The sequence below is a fragment of the Sphingomonas sp. R647 genome (assembly GCF_020177055.1).
GTDB lineage: Bacteria > Pseudomonadota > Alphaproteobacteria > Sphingomonadales > Sphingomonadaceae > Sphingomonas.
Genome location: NZ_JAIQXT010000008.1, coordinates 130,075 through 146,302 on the forward strand (window position 1 = coordinate 130,075; position 16,228 = coordinate 146,302).

The 16,228-nt window shown below is 66.2% G+C and carries 16 protein-coding genes and 1 tRNA gene; 6 read left to right on the forward strand and 11 right to left on the reverse strand.

What is annotated here, in order from left to right:
* Nucleotides 1-2 precede the first annotated feature (2 nt).
* The 4 genes from K9B35_RS18640 to K9B35_RS18655 form a co-directional block, all read right to left on the reverse strand.
* Nucleotides 3-245: an acyl carrier protein gene (locus K9B35_RS18640; RefSeq protein ID WP_224923502.1), complete on the reverse strand. Its 243-nt coding sequence runs from the start codon at nucleotides 243-245 to the stop codon at nucleotides 3-5.
* 371 nt (nucleotides 246-616) lie between these two features.
* On the reverse strand, nucleotides 617-1,519 hold the full coding sequence (locus tag K9B35_RS18645) for an NAD-dependent epimerase/dehydratase family protein (RefSeq protein ID WP_224923523.1): 903 nt from the start codon (nucleotides 1,517-1,519) through the stop codon (nucleotides 617-619).
* 2 nt (nucleotides 1,520-1,521) lie between these two features.
* Complete coding sequence (gene proB / locus K9B35_RS18650; protein WP_224923503.1) at nucleotides 1,522-2,625, reverse strand: glutamate 5-kinase; 1,104 nt, start codon at nucleotides 2,623-2,625, stop codon at nucleotides 1,522-1,524.
* Between the two features lie 186 nt (nucleotides 2,626-2,811).
* Nucleotides 2,812-2,883: transfer RNA gene (locus K9B35_RS18655), tRNA-OTHER, on the reverse strand.
* Between the two features lie 78 nt (nucleotides 2,884-2,961).
* Between K9B35_RS18655 and K9B35_RS18660 the strand changes: the two genes are divergently transcribed.
* Nucleotides 2,962-3,210, forward strand: a complete 249-nt coding sequence (locus K9B35_RS18660; RefSeq protein ID WP_224923504.1) for a hypothetical protein — start codon at nucleotides 2,962-2,964, stop codon at nucleotides 3,208-3,210.
* A 73-nt stretch (nucleotides 3,211-3,283) separates the two neighbouring features.
* On the opposite strand, the gene K9B35_RS18665 is transcribed toward K9B35_RS18660, so the two are convergent.
* From K9B35_RS18665 to K9B35_RS18680, 4 genes are all read right to left on the reverse strand, one after another.
* Nucleotides 3,284-4,198: an alpha/beta hydrolase gene (locus tag K9B35_RS18665; protein WP_412103490.1), complete on the reverse strand. Its 915-nt coding sequence runs from the start codon at nucleotides 4,196-4,198 to the stop codon at nucleotides 3,284-3,286.
* A 71-nt stretch (nucleotides 4,199-4,269) separates the two neighbouring features.
* Complete coding sequence (locus tag K9B35_RS18670; RefSeq protein WP_224923505.1) at nucleotides 4,270-5,052, reverse strand: MipA/OmpV family protein; 783 nt, start codon at nucleotides 5,050-5,052, stop codon at nucleotides 4,270-4,272.
* Between the two features lie 78 nt (nucleotides 5,053-5,130).
* Nucleotides 5,131-6,180: a GTPase ObgE gene (gene obgE / locus K9B35_RS18675; protein WP_224923506.1), complete on the reverse strand. Its 1,050-nt coding sequence runs from the start codon at nucleotides 6,178-6,180 to the stop codon at nucleotides 5,131-5,133.
* Nucleotides 6,181-6,182: 2 nt separating this feature from the next.
* A complete protein-coding gene (locus K9B35_RS18680; RefSeq protein ID WP_224923507.1) occupies nucleotides 6,183-6,815 on the reverse strand; it encodes a TetR/AcrR family transcriptional regulator in 633 nt (210 codons plus the stop codon).
* Nucleotides 6,816-6,864: 49 nt separating this feature from the next.
* Here K9B35_RS18680 and K9B35_RS18685 point away from each other — a divergent pair, with 49 nt between their 5' ends.
* The 5 genes from K9B35_RS18685 (at nucleotide 6,865) to K9B35_RS18705 (ending at nucleotide 14,538) form a co-directional block, all read left to right on the forward strand.
* A complete protein-coding gene (locus K9B35_RS18685) occupies nucleotides 6,865-7,725 on the forward strand; it encodes a metal-dependent hydrolase (RefSeq protein ID WP_224923508.1) in 861 nt (286 codons plus the stop codon).
* Nucleotides 7,726-7,991: 266 nt separating this feature from the next.
* Nucleotides 7,992-9,176 (forward strand): efflux RND transporter periplasmic adaptor subunit, encoded by a 1,185-nt coding sequence (locus tag K9B35_RS18690; protein WP_224923509.1) that lies wholly within the window; start codon nucleotides 7,992-7,994, stop codon nucleotides 9,174-9,176.
* Between the two features lie 12 nt (nucleotides 9,177-9,188).
* A complete protein-coding gene (locus K9B35_RS18695; RefSeq protein ID WP_224923510.1) occupies nucleotides 9,189-12,374 on the forward strand; it encodes an efflux RND transporter permease subunit in 3,186 nt (1,061 codons plus the stop codon).
* On the forward strand, nucleotides 12,371-13,825 hold the full coding sequence (locus K9B35_RS18700; RefSeq protein ID WP_224923511.1) for an efflux transporter outer membrane subunit: 1,455 nt from the start codon (nucleotides 12,371-12,373) through the stop codon (nucleotides 13,823-13,825). Before K9B35_RS18695 ends, K9B35_RS18700 begins: the two co-directional genes overlap by 4 nt.
* Before the next feature lie 128 nt (nucleotides 13,826-13,953).
* Entirely contained in the window at nucleotides 13,954-14,538 is a 585-nt protein-coding gene (locus K9B35_RS18705; RefSeq protein WP_224923512.1) for a hypothetical protein, read from the forward strand.
* Between the two features lie 113 nt (nucleotides 14,539-14,651).
* Here the strand turns inward: K9B35_RS18705 and K9B35_RS18710 are convergent, their stop codons facing one another.
* The 3 genes from K9B35_RS18710 to rplU form a co-directional block, all read right to left on the reverse strand.
* On the reverse strand, nucleotides 14,652-15,206 hold the full coding sequence (locus tag K9B35_RS18710) for a GNAT family N-acetyltransferase (protein WP_224923513.1): 555 nt from the start codon (nucleotides 15,204-15,206) through the stop codon (nucleotides 14,652-14,654).
* 166 nt (nucleotides 15,207-15,372) lie between these two features.
* Complete coding sequence (gene rpmA, locus K9B35_RS18715; protein ID WP_224923514.1) at nucleotides 15,373-15,642, reverse strand: 50S ribosomal protein L27; 270 nt, start codon at nucleotides 15,640-15,642, stop codon at nucleotides 15,373-15,375.
* 13 nt (nucleotides 15,643-15,655) lie between these two features.
* On the reverse strand, nucleotides 15,656-16,024 hold the full coding sequence (gene rplU / locus K9B35_RS18720; RefSeq protein ID WP_224923515.1) for a 50S ribosomal protein L21: 369 nt from the start codon (nucleotides 16,022-16,024) through the stop codon (nucleotides 15,656-15,658).
* Between the last annotated feature and the right edge of the window lie 204 nt (nucleotides 16,025-16,228).

Sequence of the window (16,228 nt, forward strand, 5' to 3'; positions counted from 1 at the left end):
GTTCAGCCCTTCAGCTTCTGGACCGCATCGACCAGCTGGCCGACGGTTTCGATCTCCGCCTGCATGTTCATGGTGATGATGATGTCGAACTCGTCCTCGATCGCCGCGACGAAATCCATCACCGTCAGGCTGTCCCATTCGAGATCGCCGGCAAAGGTGGTGGAATCGCTCAGCGCGACGCCCTTCTTGTTGAAGGGCTCGATCTGGGCCGAGATGGTGGCAAAGGTGTCGTTACGGTCGCTCATGCGCGGTCCTTAGATGGGTGGTGCCGCAGTGCCAAGCGATTGCGGCGGAATTGCGGGGAGAGCGGGGCGGTGCCTGACACCCCGTGGAGGGGAAGCTGACAATTTTGAGCGGTTGTCATGCGAAGTGTCAGGCGGCCTGCGCGGCGCGATAGCGGGATGAGGCGTGCCGGAACCATCGCCTGACCCAAGCAGCGAAAATCCAACATTTCAAGGGCGCGTGAGGTGCCTAGAGCATCGCGCGTCAGACCCGACTCACACTTCCGTTTGTGCTGAGCTTGTCGAAGCACCGCGTACCACGCTTGGTGGGCGTGGCCCTTCGACAGGCTCAGGGCAAACGGCTGTAGAACGATCCAGATCGAACGCGCGATGATCTAAAGCAATCCCTGCGACCGATACCAGTCGGCGGTCTGGACCATCCCGTCGAGGGTCGCGATCTGCGGTGCCCAGAGCGCCGCCGGGGGGCGGTGGTGCGGGGTCGCGGTCCAGTCGGGGTGGCTCAGATAGGCGGCGCGATCGGGGGTCAGCTTGGCGTTCGCCTCGCGCAGGAAGCGGTCGGCATGGCCGACAAGATGGAGCAAGGCGCGGGGAACGTGGATCGGGATCGGGCGCTTGCCGACCGCGCCGCCGACCAGCCGGGCGAATTCGGCATGGCTGTAGCCGCCGTCGACCCCGTCATCGCATTCATAGATGTGCCGTCCGCTGTCCGTCTCCGCCATCGCGACCAGCAGCCGGGCGAGGTCGTGGACATGGATCAGCGACACGCGGCCTGCGGGTGGCAGCACCACGAAGCCGAACTTGGCCATGCGGAAGACGTCGCGCATCTCCATGTCGCCGGGGCCATAGACGCCCGGCGGGCGGATCATCGTCCAGTCGAGGCCGGATTTGCGCACTTCGTCCTCGGCGCGCTCCTTCGATCGGCCATATTCGGACAACAGCGGCTCGCGCGCCGAGAGCGAGGAGACGTGGACGAAGCGGCGCACACCCATTGATGCGGCAGCGGCGGCCATGCGCGCGGTGCCGTGGACATTGCCGTTGATGAAGCCCGCGGGGCTGAGCGCGTTTACGACCCCGGCGATGTGGATCACCGCATCGGCACCGCTGGCGAGCCGGGCGAGCGCGTCTTCGCTGTCGAGATTGCCGGCGATCCAAGTGACGCCGTCGCGTGGCGGCTGGTCGCGCCGGGTGAGTGCGCGGACGCGGTGGCCACGGGCGAGCGCGTGGTCGACGGTGGCCTTGCCGACGAAGCCGGTGGCGCCGGTAAGGGCGAGGGTCAGGGTCACAGCAGCACCATGTGGTTGCGGTGGACCAGCGCCGCGCGGGGCGCGTAGCCGAGGATGTCGCCCTGATCGTCGCTGCGGGTGCCGAGAATCGCCTGCGCTTCGCCCGCGTCATATTCGGCGAGGCCGCGCGCGATCGGGCCGTTGGGGCCTTCGATGGTCACGAGATCGCCGCGGAAGAACATGCCACGCACCGCGGTCGCGCCGATCGCGAGCAGGCTGCGGCCTTCGGTCAGCGCGGCGGCGGCGCCGGCGTCGATTGCGATGCTGCCCTTGGCGGTGAGGCGCCCCGCCAGCCATGCCTTGCGGGCGCGCGTCCGTTTTTCGGGGAGGAAGATGGTGTGGCGTGCGTCAGCGGACAGCGGGCGGTCGATGCGGCCGCTGGCGATGGCGAGGCTGACCCCGGCGCTGGCGGCGATCCGCGCCGCTTCGATCTTCGACACCATCCCGCCCGATCCCATGCCGGAAGCGGAACCGCGATCGGCCATCCCCTCAATCCGCGCGTCGATCTGGGTGACCTGCGCGATATGCTCGGCACCGGGGAGGGCGGGGTTGCGGTCGTAGAGGCCGTCGATATCGCTGAGCAGGACCACGCCGTTCGCGTCGGCGGCTTGCGCGACGCGGGCGGCGAGGCGGTCATTGTCGCCGAAACGGATTTCGGCGGTGGCGACGCTGTCATTTTCGTTGATGATCGGCACGACGCCGAGGCTGAGCAAGCGGCCCAGCGTCGCAGCGGCGTTGAGGTAGCGGCGGCGATCCTCAAGATCGTCGAGCGTGACCAGCATCTGTGCGGCGGTGAGGCCGTTGGCCGCGAGGACTTCGGCCCAGACCTGGCTGAGCGCGATCTGGCCGGTGGCGGCGGCGGCCTGCGCATCCTCAAGGCTGGCGCGGCCGCCCTTGGGCAGGTTGAGGCGACGTGCGCCGAGCGCGATCGCGCCGGAGGAGACGACCGCAACCTGCTGCCCCGCCTGCACCCGCTCGGCGATGTCGGCGGCGATCCCCTCCAGCCAGTCGCGCCGCACGCCGCCATCGGGATCGACGAGCAGCGCCGATCCGATCTTGACGACGAGGCGCGGGCAGGAGGCGGGCGGGAAGAGGTTCATCGCGCGCGGCATACAGGCGAGGCGGGCGATGTGGGAAGTGGGGAAGTGTGTGTGGGGCCTCACGCCGTTCGTGCTGAGCTTGTCGAAGCACCGCTCCTGCGCTCAGTGAGGGCGGGCTGTGGCCCTTCGACAAGCTCAGGGCGAACGGGCAAGCGGACAGGCCGCTAACGACCCCGTTGGGGACATCGCTGACGGCAGGGACTCGAACCCGCAACCTCCGGTTGTGACCGTTGCTCCAGCCGATTGAGCTACGTCAGCAGTGTCAGTGTAGCGAACAGCGGCCTGAGGTAAACGACCCAGTTGCCGCCCTTCGCGAAGAGCGCATAAAGAAGGGCAATGAACGCCCTCAAATATGTCCTGCTTTGGCGAAATCTGCGAATAATTCTGACCAACGCGCTTGAACTGGAGCGCGGTAGACTCGGGTCCGAGCAAGTGGAGATTGTGACCGATTTTCTCAGCAATAACGAGTTCGGCTTGGCGCACGATCACTTGCTCGATGCTCTGTCTGATTTGGATCTTACGCCGCTGGAAGAGACGCAAGGACTTCTCAGGAAGGCGGCATCCCTTATGTGGCCATCGGAATAGCTGCCGGTCCGCTTACCACCCAATTTCAGCCGTTCAGCCCTCGCGCCAAAAGCGGTCGTCATGGGTTCACGGCCTAAAACTGCGTCTTCAGCCACGCATCGACGATCGGCGTTGCCGGATAGTCGGCTTGCCCGAGCTTTCGATTGATCTCCGCATGGCCGACGAGGCCACGCCCCTCGATCCGCGTGACCTGGGCCGGGGTGCCGGCTTTGCGCAGCGCGGCGCCGAGGGCTTCGGACTGGCGCTTGCCGTCGTCGCGGTCGACATGGAGGATCAGGAAGGCGGGGGCGTTTGGCCCGGCGGTGTGGAGGGTCGGGGACAGCGATTTTTGCCGTGCGGGGTCGGTGCCGAAGGCTTGGGCGTAGGTATCCTGCATGAACCGCCCGCCGTCGGCGATCTGGGCGGGAACGTCATAGGCCGCGCCGTCGAGCGGGATCACGCCGCGAATGTCGCTGAGCGCGAAGCCGGCGGCGCGGGCATAGCCGGGGTCGGTGCCGACCAGAGCGACGAGATGCGCGCCCGCGCTGTGGCCCATCAGCACCATCCTGGCCGGGTCGAGGTTGAGGCGGGCGGCGTTGCTGCGCAGCCAGGCGAAGGCGGCGGCGACATCGGCGGCCTGATCCTCGACCTTTGCGGCGGGGACGAGGCGGTAGTTGACCGAGGCGACGGCATAGCCCTGTTCAAGGAAATGCGTCACCTTGTCCGCGCCGGTCGCGTTGCGCTTGTCGCCGCGCTTCCATCCGCCGCCATGGACGAAGATCACGATCGGTGCGGGTTTCGCCTTGTCCTTCGCCGCCCAGAAATCGAGCTTTTGTAGCGGGTCGGTGCCGAAGCTGTGTTCGACCATGCCGGCGGCGGGAGCCTCGGCACCGCGCGCGCCGGCGCGTTCGGCCATGTGCTCGGCCAGCCGCTCGCGCAGGCGCTGCGCCTCGGCGACGGGCGTGGTGACGATGGCAACTCCGGCAAGAAGAACCAACACCCTGACCATGTTTACCCTCCGGCGATCGTGATGCCGTGGTTTTGGCAGGTCATTGCTGAACCGAAACTGTCCGGTGCTGGTTACTCGCCGCCAAAGGTGTAGCTGAACGCGAGGCCGACCGAAGGCTGGCTGCGCGACCCGGCGGTGCGCACATAGGGCGAGCTTCCGGCGTCGCCGACGAGATGGTCGTAGCGGGCATAGGCGCTGATGCCGATGCGCTTGTTGAGCTGGCGCAGATAGCCGGCGGCGATGCCGACCCCCTCGACGCCGCCATCGGGGCGGAACTGGGTGAGACCCGATGCGGCGCTGTCCGCTGCGGTGATGCCGTACCAGGCGCGGTGATATTTTGCGTCGGCAAGCGTCACGCGCGGGCCGACCGAGAACAGCCAGTTGTCGCCGTCGCGGGCGATGTAGTCGGCGCTCAGTTCGCCGACCAGACCATCATGGCCGCTGACCGCTTGTCGCGCTTCGGCCCGCACGCGCAGGTTCTTGGCGACATAGGTCTGGGCGAAGCCGCCGATTTCGAAGCTGAAGCCTACTTCGTGCAGCGGAACGCCGATGTCGGCGGCCTTGCGCTTGCCCTTGAAGCCGAGCGCGGGGCCGAATTCGACGCCGCCGGCATTGACGACCGGGAAGCCGAAGCTCTCATCGGGCGCCTCGAAATCGAACAGGTCATCGCCGCGCGCGCGGGAGACTTCGAAGAACGGGCCGAACGAGAGGTCCTTGGCGCCGGGCGTCTTGGGCGACAGCTGCGGCCCGACATAGATGCGGGTGCGCAGCGGTTCGCGCTCCTTTTCCTGCTCCTGCGCGGCGGCGGGCAGGGCGATGGCGACAAGGGCGAGCGGCGTGAAGCGAAGCAACATACGGCGCAACCTAGGGCATCGCTGGCCGAGCGCCAATCAGTCGCGCGCGAAAATCTCGTCGTGCGGGATGGTCGCGATTCAGATCGGCGACCACTCCACCTCCTCCGCGCCGTCATCGTCGTCGCTGACGCGGGCGTGGTCGGGGCCGATGGCTTCGAGCAGCTTGTCCAGCGCCCAGTCGACGCCGATGCCTGCCGCGCCTGAGATCGCGATGACTTCGGCGCCGCTAGCTTCTTCGAGTTCGGCGGAGAGGGCGGCGATCAGTTCGTCGTCGAGCATGTCGATCTTGTTCAGAGCGACGATGATCTTCTTGTCGAGCAGGCCCGCGCCATAGGCGTCGAGTTCGTCGCGCACGATTCGGTAGCTGGTCGCCACATCCTCGTCATTGGCGTCGACCAGATGCAACAGCACCTTGCACCGTTCGATATGGCCGAGGAACCGGTCGCCGATTCCGGCGCCTTCGGCCGCACCCTCGATCAGGCCGGGGATGTCGGCGATCACGAACTCGTTGCTCTTGTGGCGAACCACGCCGAGCTGGGGCCGGGTCGTGGTGAAAGCGTAGGCGCCCACCTTCGCCTGGGCGTTGGTGACGGCGTTGATGAAGGTGGACTTGCCGGCGTTGGGCAGGCCCACGAGCCCTGCATCGGCGAGCAGCTTGAGCCGCAGCCACACGAACATTTCCTCGCCCGGCCAGCCGGTGCCGTGCTGACGCGGGGTGCGGTTGGTGCTGGTCTTGTAGCTGGCATTGCCGCGCCCGCCATCGCCGCCGCGCAGGAAGACGATGCGCTGGCCTTCCTCGGTCAGGTCGGCGAGCAGCGTGCGCTCCTCGTCATCGGCGAGGATCTGGGTGCCGATCGGCACCTTGATGACGAGATCGTCGCCGCCGGCGCCGGTCTTGTTGCTGCCCGATCCGCCATGGCCGCGCGGGGCGCGGAAATGCTGGGTGTAGCGAAAGTCGATCAGCGTGTTGAGGCCGGGCACGGCTTCAAAGATGATGTCGCCGCCCTTGCCGCCGTCGCCGCCATCGGGACCGCCATATTCGATATACTTTTCACGCCGGAAGCCGACGGCGCCGCCGCCGCCCCAGCCGGATTTGATGAAGATCTTTGCCTGGTCGAGAAAATGCATGATTAAATGTCCTGTCCCCACATCTTCAGAAAGCGCGGGGAGCCGATAAGTTGACGCAACGCGATTTCGCGCGCGGCGCCACGGGGAAGGTCGAGCGAGCGCGCCAGCTGTTCGCCGAGCAGTGCGTCGCCCATCGCCATGAGGACGAGCGCCAGCGTATCCTCGCGCAGCGCGACGCCCGATTCCTCGCCCTCGACCGCAGCGATCTGATCGACGAGGCCGTGGATGACTTCGAGGATCGGGTCCAGCGCATCTTCATTGCCCGACAGGATCATCCAGCTGGCGAGTGCGCCGGCGCCGGATTTGTCGAAGGCGTCGAAGGCGAGATCGACGACCTGGCGGGGCTTGTCCTCGGTCGGGGCCTGGCCGTCGGCGCGCGCCTCCTGAATCAGGCGGACGATGCGGGCGCAGACCGTCTCGGCGAGGCTGCGGGCGAGGGCGCGCTGAAGTCCCGCCGCCGAACCGAAATGGTGGAGGAGGTTGGCATGCGTGCGCCCGATCCGCGCGGCGACGGCCTTGAGCGTAACCGCTTGCGGCCCCGCCTCGATCAGGATCGCGCGCGCCGCTTCCAGCGCGGCGTCGCGTGATTCTTCGGGGCTGAGCCGACGGCGTTCGGAGATGGGTGTTATTGACATTTGTGTAAGTAAGCGATAAATCTCTTCGCGACTGCCTTGGAGCAAAACCATGTCGAACGCAAAGACTCCCGCTGACCTCACCATCACCCCACGCGACCGCCGGTTTGGGCGCGGACAGCGGCAGGACCGCCTGTGGCTGAATGGCGATGTCGCCGCGACCGCATTCTATAATGCACTGTCGGTGACGTTTCCGAAGGGCGAAGCCTATTTCATCGAGAGCGTGAAGGCGTTCCGCGACGGCGTGGACGAGAAGCTGGCGCGCGAGATCAAGGCGTTCACCGTTCAGGAGGTCGTTCACAGCCGCGAGCATGTCGCGTTCAACAAGCGCGTGCTGGATCATGGCTATGACATCACCCGGCTGGAATCGCGCGTCGATCAGGTGCTGGCGATCGCGCGGTCGCGGCCCAAGATCGTCCAGCTCGCAGCGACGATGGCGCTGGAGCACTATACCGCGATCCTCGCTGCCGAACTGATCAAGAACCCGAAGCATCTGGAAGGGGCCGATCAGGCGAATGGCGACCTGTGGCGCTGGCACGCGCTGGAGGAGATCGAGCACAAGGGCGTCGCGTATGACACCTATCTCCACGCGACGCGCGGCATGAGCCGGTGGAAGCGGTGGAAGATCAAGTCGCTGACGATGCTGCTGATCACCTTCACCTTCTGGAAGCACCGGATCGAGGGGACGCTGGACCTGATGGCGCAGGATGGCGTCAGCGGCTGGCGCGCCAAGGCGATGGTGGCGAAGTATCTGCTGGTTTCGCCGGGCATTGTCACGCGGATGATTCCGGCCTGGATCAGCTACTTCCTGCCCGGTTTCCACCCGTGGAATCACGACGATCGCGCGCTGATCCAGAAGGCGGAAAGCGACTATGAAGCGGCGATTCTCCCGCAGGGAACCGCCGCCGCCTGAGATTTTGGTTTGGAATTGGCAGAAGAGCCAATTCTATGCGGCACCGGCCCGCTCCCCACCCAGCCACCCATAGAATACACTGGCGTTGGGTGGCCGGGTGGGGGAGCGGGCCGGTGCCGCCGAAATGTGCATTCGGCGCATTTCCAAACCGTCTCTGACCGCGGTTTGAATTACTGAACGGAAAATATCAGAAATTATCCGTTGCGGGGTTGAAACCTCTTTTCCCGCTCCCCAATTGCTGCGGTGCAATAAGGGGAAATACGACTATGCGTGTCCTGGCAGGCTTTGTGGCACTGGCGGCTTTGAGTGCTTGTGGTGGCGGACAGCCGCCTGCTGCGCCGCCGCCGCCCGAAGTGATGGTCGCAACGCCGCTTCAGCGTGAAGTGGTCGACTGGGACGATTACACCGGTCGCTTCGTCGCGCCGGAGGACGTCGAGCTGCGTGCGCGCGTCAACGGTGTCATCACCGCCGTGCATTTCCGCGACGGCCAGGATGTCCGCAAGGGGCAGGCGCTGTTCACCATCGACCCGCGCCCCTACCGCGCCCAGCTGATGCAGGCGCAGGCGCAGATTGCGCGGGCGCAGGCAGCGCTCAATAACGCCCGTCAGGTTACCGCACGCAGCCGAGCGCTGGCGAGCGCGCAGGCGGTCAGCGCCGAGGAGCTGGAGGCGAATGTCGCCGCCGAGCGCAGTGCCGCCGCCGATCTGGCCGCCGGCCGCGCATCGGCGTCGCAGGCGATGCTCAACCTTGGCTTCACCACCGTCCGCGCCCCGTTCAGCGGACGCATTTCCGATCGCAAGGTCAGCATCGGCGATTTCGTGGCCGAAGGGCAGACGGTGCTGACGCGCGTCGTGTCGCTGAACCCTATCTGGTTCGAGTTCGAGGGCGCCGAAGCCTTTTACCTCAAGAATCTGCGTCAGGATCAACGCGGCGAGCGCGGGTCGTCGCGGACCACCGCCAATCCGGTGCAGATCCAGCTTGCCGACGAGAATGAGTATCGCTGGAACGGCCAGATGGCGTTCCTCGACAATGCGGTGGACCCCAATTCGGGCACGATCCGTGCGCATGCCGTGGTCGCCAATCCGACCGGATTCCTGACGCCGGGCATGTTCGGTCGCGCGCGCCTGCTCGGCTCGGGCAGCTATCGCGCGATGCTGGTGCCGGACGAAGCGATCGTCACCGACCAGACCCGCCGCCTCGTCTATGTGCTGAGCAAGGACAACAAGGCGACCCCGCGCGTGGTCGAGGTCGGCGCGAGGGCGGAAGGGTTGCGCATCGTGCGCGACGGCCTTGCGCCGACCGACCGGGTGATCCTGACCGGCATCGGCCGGCTTCAGCCCGGGGCGACGGTCACGCCCAAGGCGGGCAAGATCACGCCCGACGCGACCAAGCAGGCCGCACCCACGCGTCCCATCGATCCGCCGGCTTCGGGCCAGGCGACCGTCCAGTAAGGGGCGCACGCCATGAAATTCCCGCATTTCTTCATCGAGCGGCCGATCTTTGCGGCGGTGCTCTCGATCCTGATCGTGATCGTGGGTGCCATCGCGTACCCCTCGCTCCCGATCGCGCAATATCCCAATATCGCGCCGCCCACCGTAGTCGTGACCGCCACCTATCCCGGCGCGAACGCGGAGACGGTGGCGGAAACCGTCGCCGCGCCGATCGAACAGGCGATCAACGGCGTCGACAACATGTTGTACATGACGTCGTCCTCGACCGGTAACGGCCAGACGCAGATCACCATCGCGTTCAAGCAGGGCACCAATGTCGATCAGGCGCAGGTGCTGGTCCAGAACAAGGTCGCGACCGCCGAGCCGCGCCTGCCCGAGGATGTCCGCCGCATCGGCGTGACGGTGAACAAGAGTTCTCCCGACTTCCTGATGGTCGCGTTCTTCACTTCGCCGGACGAGAGCCTGGATATCCAGTATATCTCCAACTACGTCACGCTGCAGGTTCAGGATCGCATCGCGCGCATCCCGGGCGTGGGTCAGGCGCAGGCGTTTGGCGGGCGCGACTATAACATGCGCGTGTGGATCGATCCCGGCCTTGCCGCCGCACGCGATATGACCGTGGACGAAGTGGTCAACGCGATCCGTGGGCAGAACGTCCAGGTCGCCGCCGGCACGGTCGGCGCACCGCCCTATGGCAATGCCAGCCCCGCATTCGAGCTGGGCGTGCAGACCAAGGGCCGTCTGACCACCCCCGACGAGTTCGGCGCGATCGTCGTCAAGCGCGATACCACCGGCCGCCTGACCCATCTGCGCGAAGTCGCACGGGTCGAGCTGGGCGCGCAGGACTACAATTTCAACGGCTATCTCAACGACAAGCGCGCGGTCGGCATGGGCATTTTCCAGCTGCCCGGCTCCAACGCGCTGGCGACCGCCGATGCGGTGAAGGCCGAGCTGGACAGCCTGGCCAAGGACTTCCCGCCGGGGATGACCTATTCGATCGACTATAATCCGACCGAATATATCGCCGAGTCGATCACTGCGGTCGAGCATACGCTGATCGAAGCGCTGGTGCTGGTCGTGCTCGTCGTCCTGATCTTCCTGCAGAGCTGGCGGGCGGCGGTGATTCCGATCGTCGCGATCCCGATCTCGCTGGTCGGCGCGTTCGCGGTGCTGCTGGCATTCGGCTATTCGCTCAACACGCTGTCGCTGTTCGGTCTGGTCCTTGCCATCGGTATCGTCGTCGATGACGCGATCGTGGTGGTCGAGAATGTCGAGCGCCTGATGGAAGAGGAGGGGCTGTCCCCGAAGGACGCCGCGCACAAGACGATGGACGAAGTGTCGGGCGCGATCATTGCGATCAGCCTGGTGCTGGTCGGCGTGTTCGTGCCGACGATGTTCATTCCTGGCATTTCGGGTGCGTTCTACCAGCAGTTCGCGATCACCATCGCATCGGCCACGCTGATCTCCGCATTCGTGTCGCTGACGCTGTCACCGGCGCTGTGCGCGCTGGTGCTCAAGCATAAGGGGCATCATAGCGAGCCGGCACCGGGCTGGCGCGGGCTGCCGGCACGGGCCGGGGCGTCGTTCAACCGCGGCTTCAACCGGCTGTCGGAGAATTACGGCAAGCTGACCGCGAAGCTGGTGCGGATGCTGATGGTCGTCGGCGTTGTCTATGTCGCGCTGATCCTGGTGGCCGGGTGGCGGTTCACCGCGACCCCGTCGGGCTTCATCCCGCCGCAGGATCAGGGTTATCTGATCGGCGCGGTGCAGCTGCCGCCGGGCTCGTCGCTCAACCGCACCGACGCAGTGGTGCAGGAGGCGATCGCCGCTGCCCGCAAGCAGCCGGGGATGCAATATGTCGTCGGCTTTGCCGGTCTGGACGGTGCGAGCTTCTCGACCGCGCCCAACACCGGCGTGCTGTTCTTCGGCCTCGCCCCGCATGCCGATCGCGACAAGACTGCGGATGAGCTGCAGCAGGCGCTGTACGGCGCGCTCGCCCCGATCAAGGGTGGCGACATCCTCGTCATCGCGCCGCCCCCGGTTCCGGGCATCGGTACTGGCGGCGGGTTCAAGATGATGATCCAGGACCGTGAGGGGCTGGGTTATAACGCGCTGGCGCAGTCGGCATTCGGCATGATGATGGGCGCGAACCAGCAGGAAAGCGTCACGAACGCCTTCACCCTGTTCAACACCGGCACGCCGCGGCTGACCGCGGATGTCGATCGCGAGCGGGCGGAGCGGATGGGTGTGCCGGTGTCGAACGTCTTCTCGACGCTGGGTGCCTATCTCGGCTCGTCCTATGTCAACGACTTCAACTATCTGGGCCGCACCTTCCGCGTGACGGCACAGGCCGATGCGCCCTATCGCGACGATGCCACCGATATTCAGGGTCTCAAGACCCGCTCGGCGTCGGGCGAGATGGTGCCGATGAGTTCGGTGATGACGTTGAAGAACGACAGCGGGCCGTACCGCGTGGTGCGCCACAACCTCTATCCGGCGGCGGAATTGCAGGGCGATTCCAAGCCCGGCTATTCGACCGGCCAGACGCTCGATTCGATGGAGGCACTCGCGGCACAGACGCTGCCGCAGGGCATGAGTTTCGAATGGACCGAACTGGCGCTGGAGCAGAAATCGGCGGGCAATACCGGCGTGATCGCCTTTGGCCTCGCGGTGGTGTTCGTCTTCCTGCTGCTCGCTGCGCTCTATGAGAGCCTGGTGCTGCCGCTGGCGGTGATCCTGATCGTGCCGATGTGTCTGCTTGCCGCGATCCTTGGGGTCAACGTGATGGGGATGGACAACAACATCCTGACGCAGATCGGTCTGGTGGTGCTGATCGGGCTGGCGGCGAAGAACGCGATCCTGATCGTCGAATTCGCCCGGCAGAACGAGGATCAGGGCATGGACATGTTCGAAGCCGCCAAACATGCCGCGGCCCAGCGCATGCGGCCGATCGTGATGACGTCGATCGCCTTCATCCTCGGCGTGTTGCCGCTGGTGATCGCGAGCGGGGCGGCGGCCGAGCTGCGCCAGGCGCTGGGTGTCGCGGTGTTCTTTGGCATGATCGGTGTGACGATCTTCGGCCTGATCTTCACCCCGGCATTCTATGTCATCAGCCGCAAGTTCGGCATCTGGGCAAGCGCACAGCGCGCACGCCTGGGCCGCAAACCCCATGACCCCGTGACGGAGCCCGCAGCATGAAGCGCCTTTTCATCGTAAGCGCGAGCGCGGCGTTGCTGGCGGGCTGTTCGGTTGGCCCGACCTACCAGCGGCCTGAAACCCCTCCCGCAGCGGCGGCGGCGTTCGTCGATCCCGGCATGACCAAGGTGTCGCCGGGCGCGGTCGAGGGCGAATGGTGGCGGCTGTTCAAGGATCCGGCGCTCGACCGGCTGGTGGTTGAGGCGCTGACCTACAACACCGATATCCGTCAGGCGTCGGCGAACCTGAAGCGCGCGCGGGCGATCCTGTCGGAATCGCGTGGCGCGCGACTGCCGGGGACCAGCGTGAGCTCGGGCTATACCCGCTCGCGCACCGGCGCGGAGAGTGCGCAGGGCGCGCTGCCCGCTGGCGTGGACGGGGTCGAGGGCGACTTCTTCCGGGTCGGGCTGGACGCATCCTATGAGGTCGACCTGTTCGGGCGGGTGAGCCGCTCGGTCGAGGCGTCGCGCGCGGATGTCGATGCGGCGCAGGCGGCACTCGACGGTGCGCGCGTGGCGATCGCGGCGGAGACGGCGCGGACCTATGCCGCGGCGTGCGGCTTTGCCGCGCAGGCGGCGGTGGCGCGCGAGACGGTGCAGCTGCAGAGCCGCACGCTCGACCTGACCCAGCGGCTGGTCGACGCCGGGCGCGGCACCATTCGCGATGTCGATCAGGCACGCGTGCTGGCCGAGAATGCCCGCGCGCAGGTGCCGGCGTTTGAGGCGGAGCGGCGCGCGGCGCTGTATGCGCTGGCGACGTTGACCGGCAAGCCGCCGGCGGAGCTGGACGGGCAGGCCGATGCCTGCGCGACGCCGCCGGGCGTGTCGGCGCTGATCCCGGTCGGCGACGGCCAGGCTTTGCTCGCGCGTCGCCCCGATGTGCGTCAGGCCGAGCGGCAGCTGGCGGCGGATACTGCACGGGTCGGGGTGGCCACCGCCGCGCTCTATCCGTCGATCACGCTGGGCGGATCGGTGTCGCTGGGCGCGCAGAATATCGAGGATCTGGGCAAGAGCTCGTCGTTCAACTTCTCGCTCGGGCCGCTGCTCAGCTGGAATTTCCCCAATCTGACTGCGGCGCGTTCGCGCGTGCGTCAGGCCGAGGCGGGGGCGGAGGGTTCGCTCGCGGCGTTCGACGGCACGGTGCTGACCGCTTTGCGCGAAGTCGAACAGGCGCTGGCGCGCTATTCGGGCGAGATCGAGCGCAACGTCGCGCTGCGCCGCGCCGATGCGTCGGCGACCAACGCCGCGCGGATCGCGATCCTGCGCTTCGAAGCGGGGCGCGACAGCCTGCTCCAGCGGATCGACGCCGAGCGTGAGCGGGCAGGGGCGCGTGCGTCACTCGCCCAGTCGAATGCGGCGCTGGCGGAGGCGCAGGTTGCGCTGTTCAAGGCGCTGGGCGGCGGCTGGGAAACGGCGCCGGATACGGTGCGGCGCGAGGCTGCGGCTGTTAACTGAGGTTCAGAGTTTCGGGCGGAGCCGTGTTGCGTAACTGGCTCCGTCCGATCATCCCGCGTGCCGAACCTGTCGACGGGCAGTGTCGTTGGCGATAGCCTCGCCATCGGCAGTATCGCGGAGGCCGGCTCGTGAGCGCATTCGAATTTCTGATCAGCTTTTACGGCATCTTGCTCGGCTTGAGCATCGCCGAACTCGCAAGCGGATTTTCGCGCACTTGGGACAAGCGCGCTAGCCAGAAGATCGGCTGGCTCACGCCGCTACTCGGCATGATTATGCTGGCTGATTTGATCAGCTTCTGGACCAACACATGGCTGCTCAAAGACGTCATTGAGGTTGACTATTTCACCGCCCTGGGTGCGGCGATCGTGACGTTGCTATATTATTTCGCTGCAACGCAGATATTCCCGCGCGAGGGCGCAATGCTCGGGCCGGACGACCACGCGATGGCGCATCGCAAGGTCGTCGTCGTCGCGATGATCGCGAGCAATCTGCTGTTGATGGTCGCGCTGAAGATCATCCTGTCACTGAGCGCGCTACGGCTTGCCACGGTTGTTTTAACCTATGTGCCGCTTCTGGTGACCTTGCTGTGTGTGGGATGGCTTCGCAACCGCAGATCGGTCCTGCTGGCGATGTCGGTGTGCCTCCCACTGACGATCGTCTACAAGCCGTTTGCGGACGGCGTTTGGTCCGCTCTGCTCGAACGGGCCGGTTGAGCCAGGCGGCCCCAGCCCAACCCAGTGGCGGGTCGCTCAGTCCCCGGACTGAGCATGGACTGCCCGGGGGCAGCCCAACCCGCCACTCCTGAAGGGGGGGGCTTTTTAGAGAATCACGCCGCCATTCGGTCGCACGGGTCGGTGCAGTCCGAGTCCGACAGGCGCTGTTCGAACTCCACCGTGACATCCTCGCCGCCGCGCCCGAGCGAGTGGCGGGGGATCGTGCGACCGGTGGGGCGGAAGCCGAGCTTGCGCAGCACGCGGCCCGATGCCGGATTGTCGGCAAAGTGGCTGGCGGTGAGCGTGGGGACGCGCAGCGTGCGGGCGATGTCGATCACCGCGCGGCCGGCCTCGGTCGCATAGCCGCGACCCCATGCCTGCGGCGCGATCCAGTAGCCGAGTTCGACGCCGCCGGTTTCGACGCGGTCGAGCCCGATGCAGCCGACGATGGGGCTGGTCGCGTCCTCACGCGCGCAGATCAGGAAGACGGGCAGGGCGCTCGCCTTGCGCTCGGTCAGCAGGAACGTCTGGGCGTCGCCCAGACTATAGGGCCAGGGCGCGCGGCTGAGGTTGCGGACCACCTCGTGATGGCCGATCGCGCGCGCGAGTTCGGGCGCATCCTCGATCCAGCCGGGCCGCAGCATCAGTCTTTGCGTTCTTGCGAACATCGACACTCTCCTCGCATCGCGCCGTGGCCCGTTTCGATGACGGGACCGCGACGATTTCGGGTGGAGGGAGCAAAGAAAAAGGGAGACCGGGGTGACCCGTCTCCCTTTTGCGGTCTCCTGTTGGAGACCCGGGTCACCCTGGCGGGCAACCCGAACGGTGCCCAGCTTATTCGGCCGCAGCCGCAATCATTTCTACCGAGCAGAATTTGCGACCGAGCTTGCCGTCGTGGAATCGCACGCGGCCGTCGGTAAGCGCAAACAGGGTGTGGTCCTTGCCGATGCCGACATTGACGCCCGGGTAGAACTTCGTGCCGCGCTGACGGACGAGAATGTTGCCGGCAATGGCGGTTTCGCCACCGAACTTCTTCACGCCGAGACGCTTGGACTGCGAATCGCGACCGTTGCGCGAAGAGCCGCCTGCTTTCTTATGTGCCATCTCGCGTTACTCCTTACGCTTCAGCGGCCGCCGGGGCATCGCCCTCGGTCGCCTTGGCCTTCGCGGCCTTCTTCTTGGTCTCCTGCGCACCGATAGCGGTGATCTTCAGGATCGTGTGGTTCTGGCGATGGCCGTTCTTGCGGCGATAGTTATGCCGACGGCGCTTCTTGAAGATCACGATCTTCTCGCCCTTTTGCTGGGCGACGATCTCGGCCGAAACGGTCAGCCCGTCGGTCGACTTCAGATCCGAACCTTCGCCAGCGAGCAGCACGTCACCAAGGGTGATCGTCGAGCCGGCTTCACCGTCGAGCTTCTCGACGACGATCTTGTCTCCTGCGGCAACGCGATACTGCTTGCCGCCCGTGCGCACGATAGCGAACATGGGCCTCTTCTCAATTTCAAAAGCATGTGCCCGCGCAGGACAAGCCCGGCGGGAGGAACGGCGCGGTTATGGGATTCGCCGGGGGAAGTCAACCGTTGTTGGGCTTTTGTCCGGGCTTTCGCCCGGATTGCGGCACCGGCCCGCTCCCCCACCCGGCCACCCATAGAATACACTGTCGTTGGGTGGCCGGGTGGGGGAGCGGGC

Excerpts from the sequence above, each read along its gene's own strand:
- K9B35_RS18640 (WP_224923502.1), bottom strand. The coding sequence starts at position 245 with ATGAGCGACCGTAACGACACCTTTGCCACCATCTCGGCCCAGATCGAG.
- proB (WP_224923503.1), bottom strand. The coding sequence starts at position 2,625 with ATGAACCTCTTCCCGCCCGCCTCCTGCCCGCGCCTCGTCGTCAAGATC.
- K9B35_RS18660 (WP_224923504.1), top strand. The coding sequence starts at position 2,962 with ATGAACGCCCTCAAATATGTCCTGCTTTGGCGAAATCTGCGAATAATT.
- K9B35_RS18665 (WP_412103490.1), bottom strand. The coding sequence starts at position 4,198 with ATGGTCAGGGTGTTGGTTCTTCTTGCCGGAGTTGCCATCGTCACCACG.
- K9B35_RS18670 (WP_224923505.1), bottom strand. The coding sequence starts at position 5,052 with ATGTTGCTTCGCTTCACGCCGCTCGCCCTTGTCGCCATCGCCCTGCCC.
- obgE (WP_224923506.1), bottom strand. The coding sequence starts at position 6,180 with ATGCATTTTCTCGACCAGGCAAAGATCTTCATCAAATCCGGCTGGGGC.
- K9B35_RS18680 (WP_224923507.1), bottom strand. The coding sequence starts at position 6,815 with ATGTCAATAACACCCATCTCCGAACGCCGTCGGCTCAGCCCCGAAGAA.
- K9B35_RS18685 (WP_224923508.1), top strand. The coding sequence starts at position 6,865 with ATGTCGAACGCAAAGACTCCCGCTGACCTCACCATCACCCCACGCGAC.
- K9B35_RS18690 (WP_224923509.1), top strand. The coding sequence starts at position 7,992 with ATGCGTGTCCTGGCAGGCTTTGTGGCACTGGCGGCTTTGAGTGCTTGT.
- K9B35_RS18695 (WP_224923510.1), top strand. The coding sequence starts at position 9,189 with ATGAAATTCCCGCATTTCTTCATCGAGCGGCCGATCTTTGCGGCGGTG.
- K9B35_RS18700 (WP_224923511.1), top strand. The coding sequence starts at position 12,371 with ATGAAGCGCCTTTTCATCGTAAGCGCGAGCGCGGCGTTGCTGGCGGGC.
- K9B35_RS18710 (WP_224923513.1), bottom strand. The coding sequence starts at position 15,206 with ATGTTCGCAAGAACGCAAAGACTGATGCTGCGGCCCGGCTGGATCGAG.
- rpmA (WP_224923514.1), bottom strand. The coding sequence starts at position 15,642 with ATGGCACATAAGAAAGCAGGCGGCTCTTCGCGCAACGGTCGCGATTCG.
- rplU (WP_224923515.1), bottom strand. The coding sequence starts at position 16,024 with ATGTTCGCTATCGTGCGCACGGGCGGCAAGCAGTATCGCGTTGCCGCA.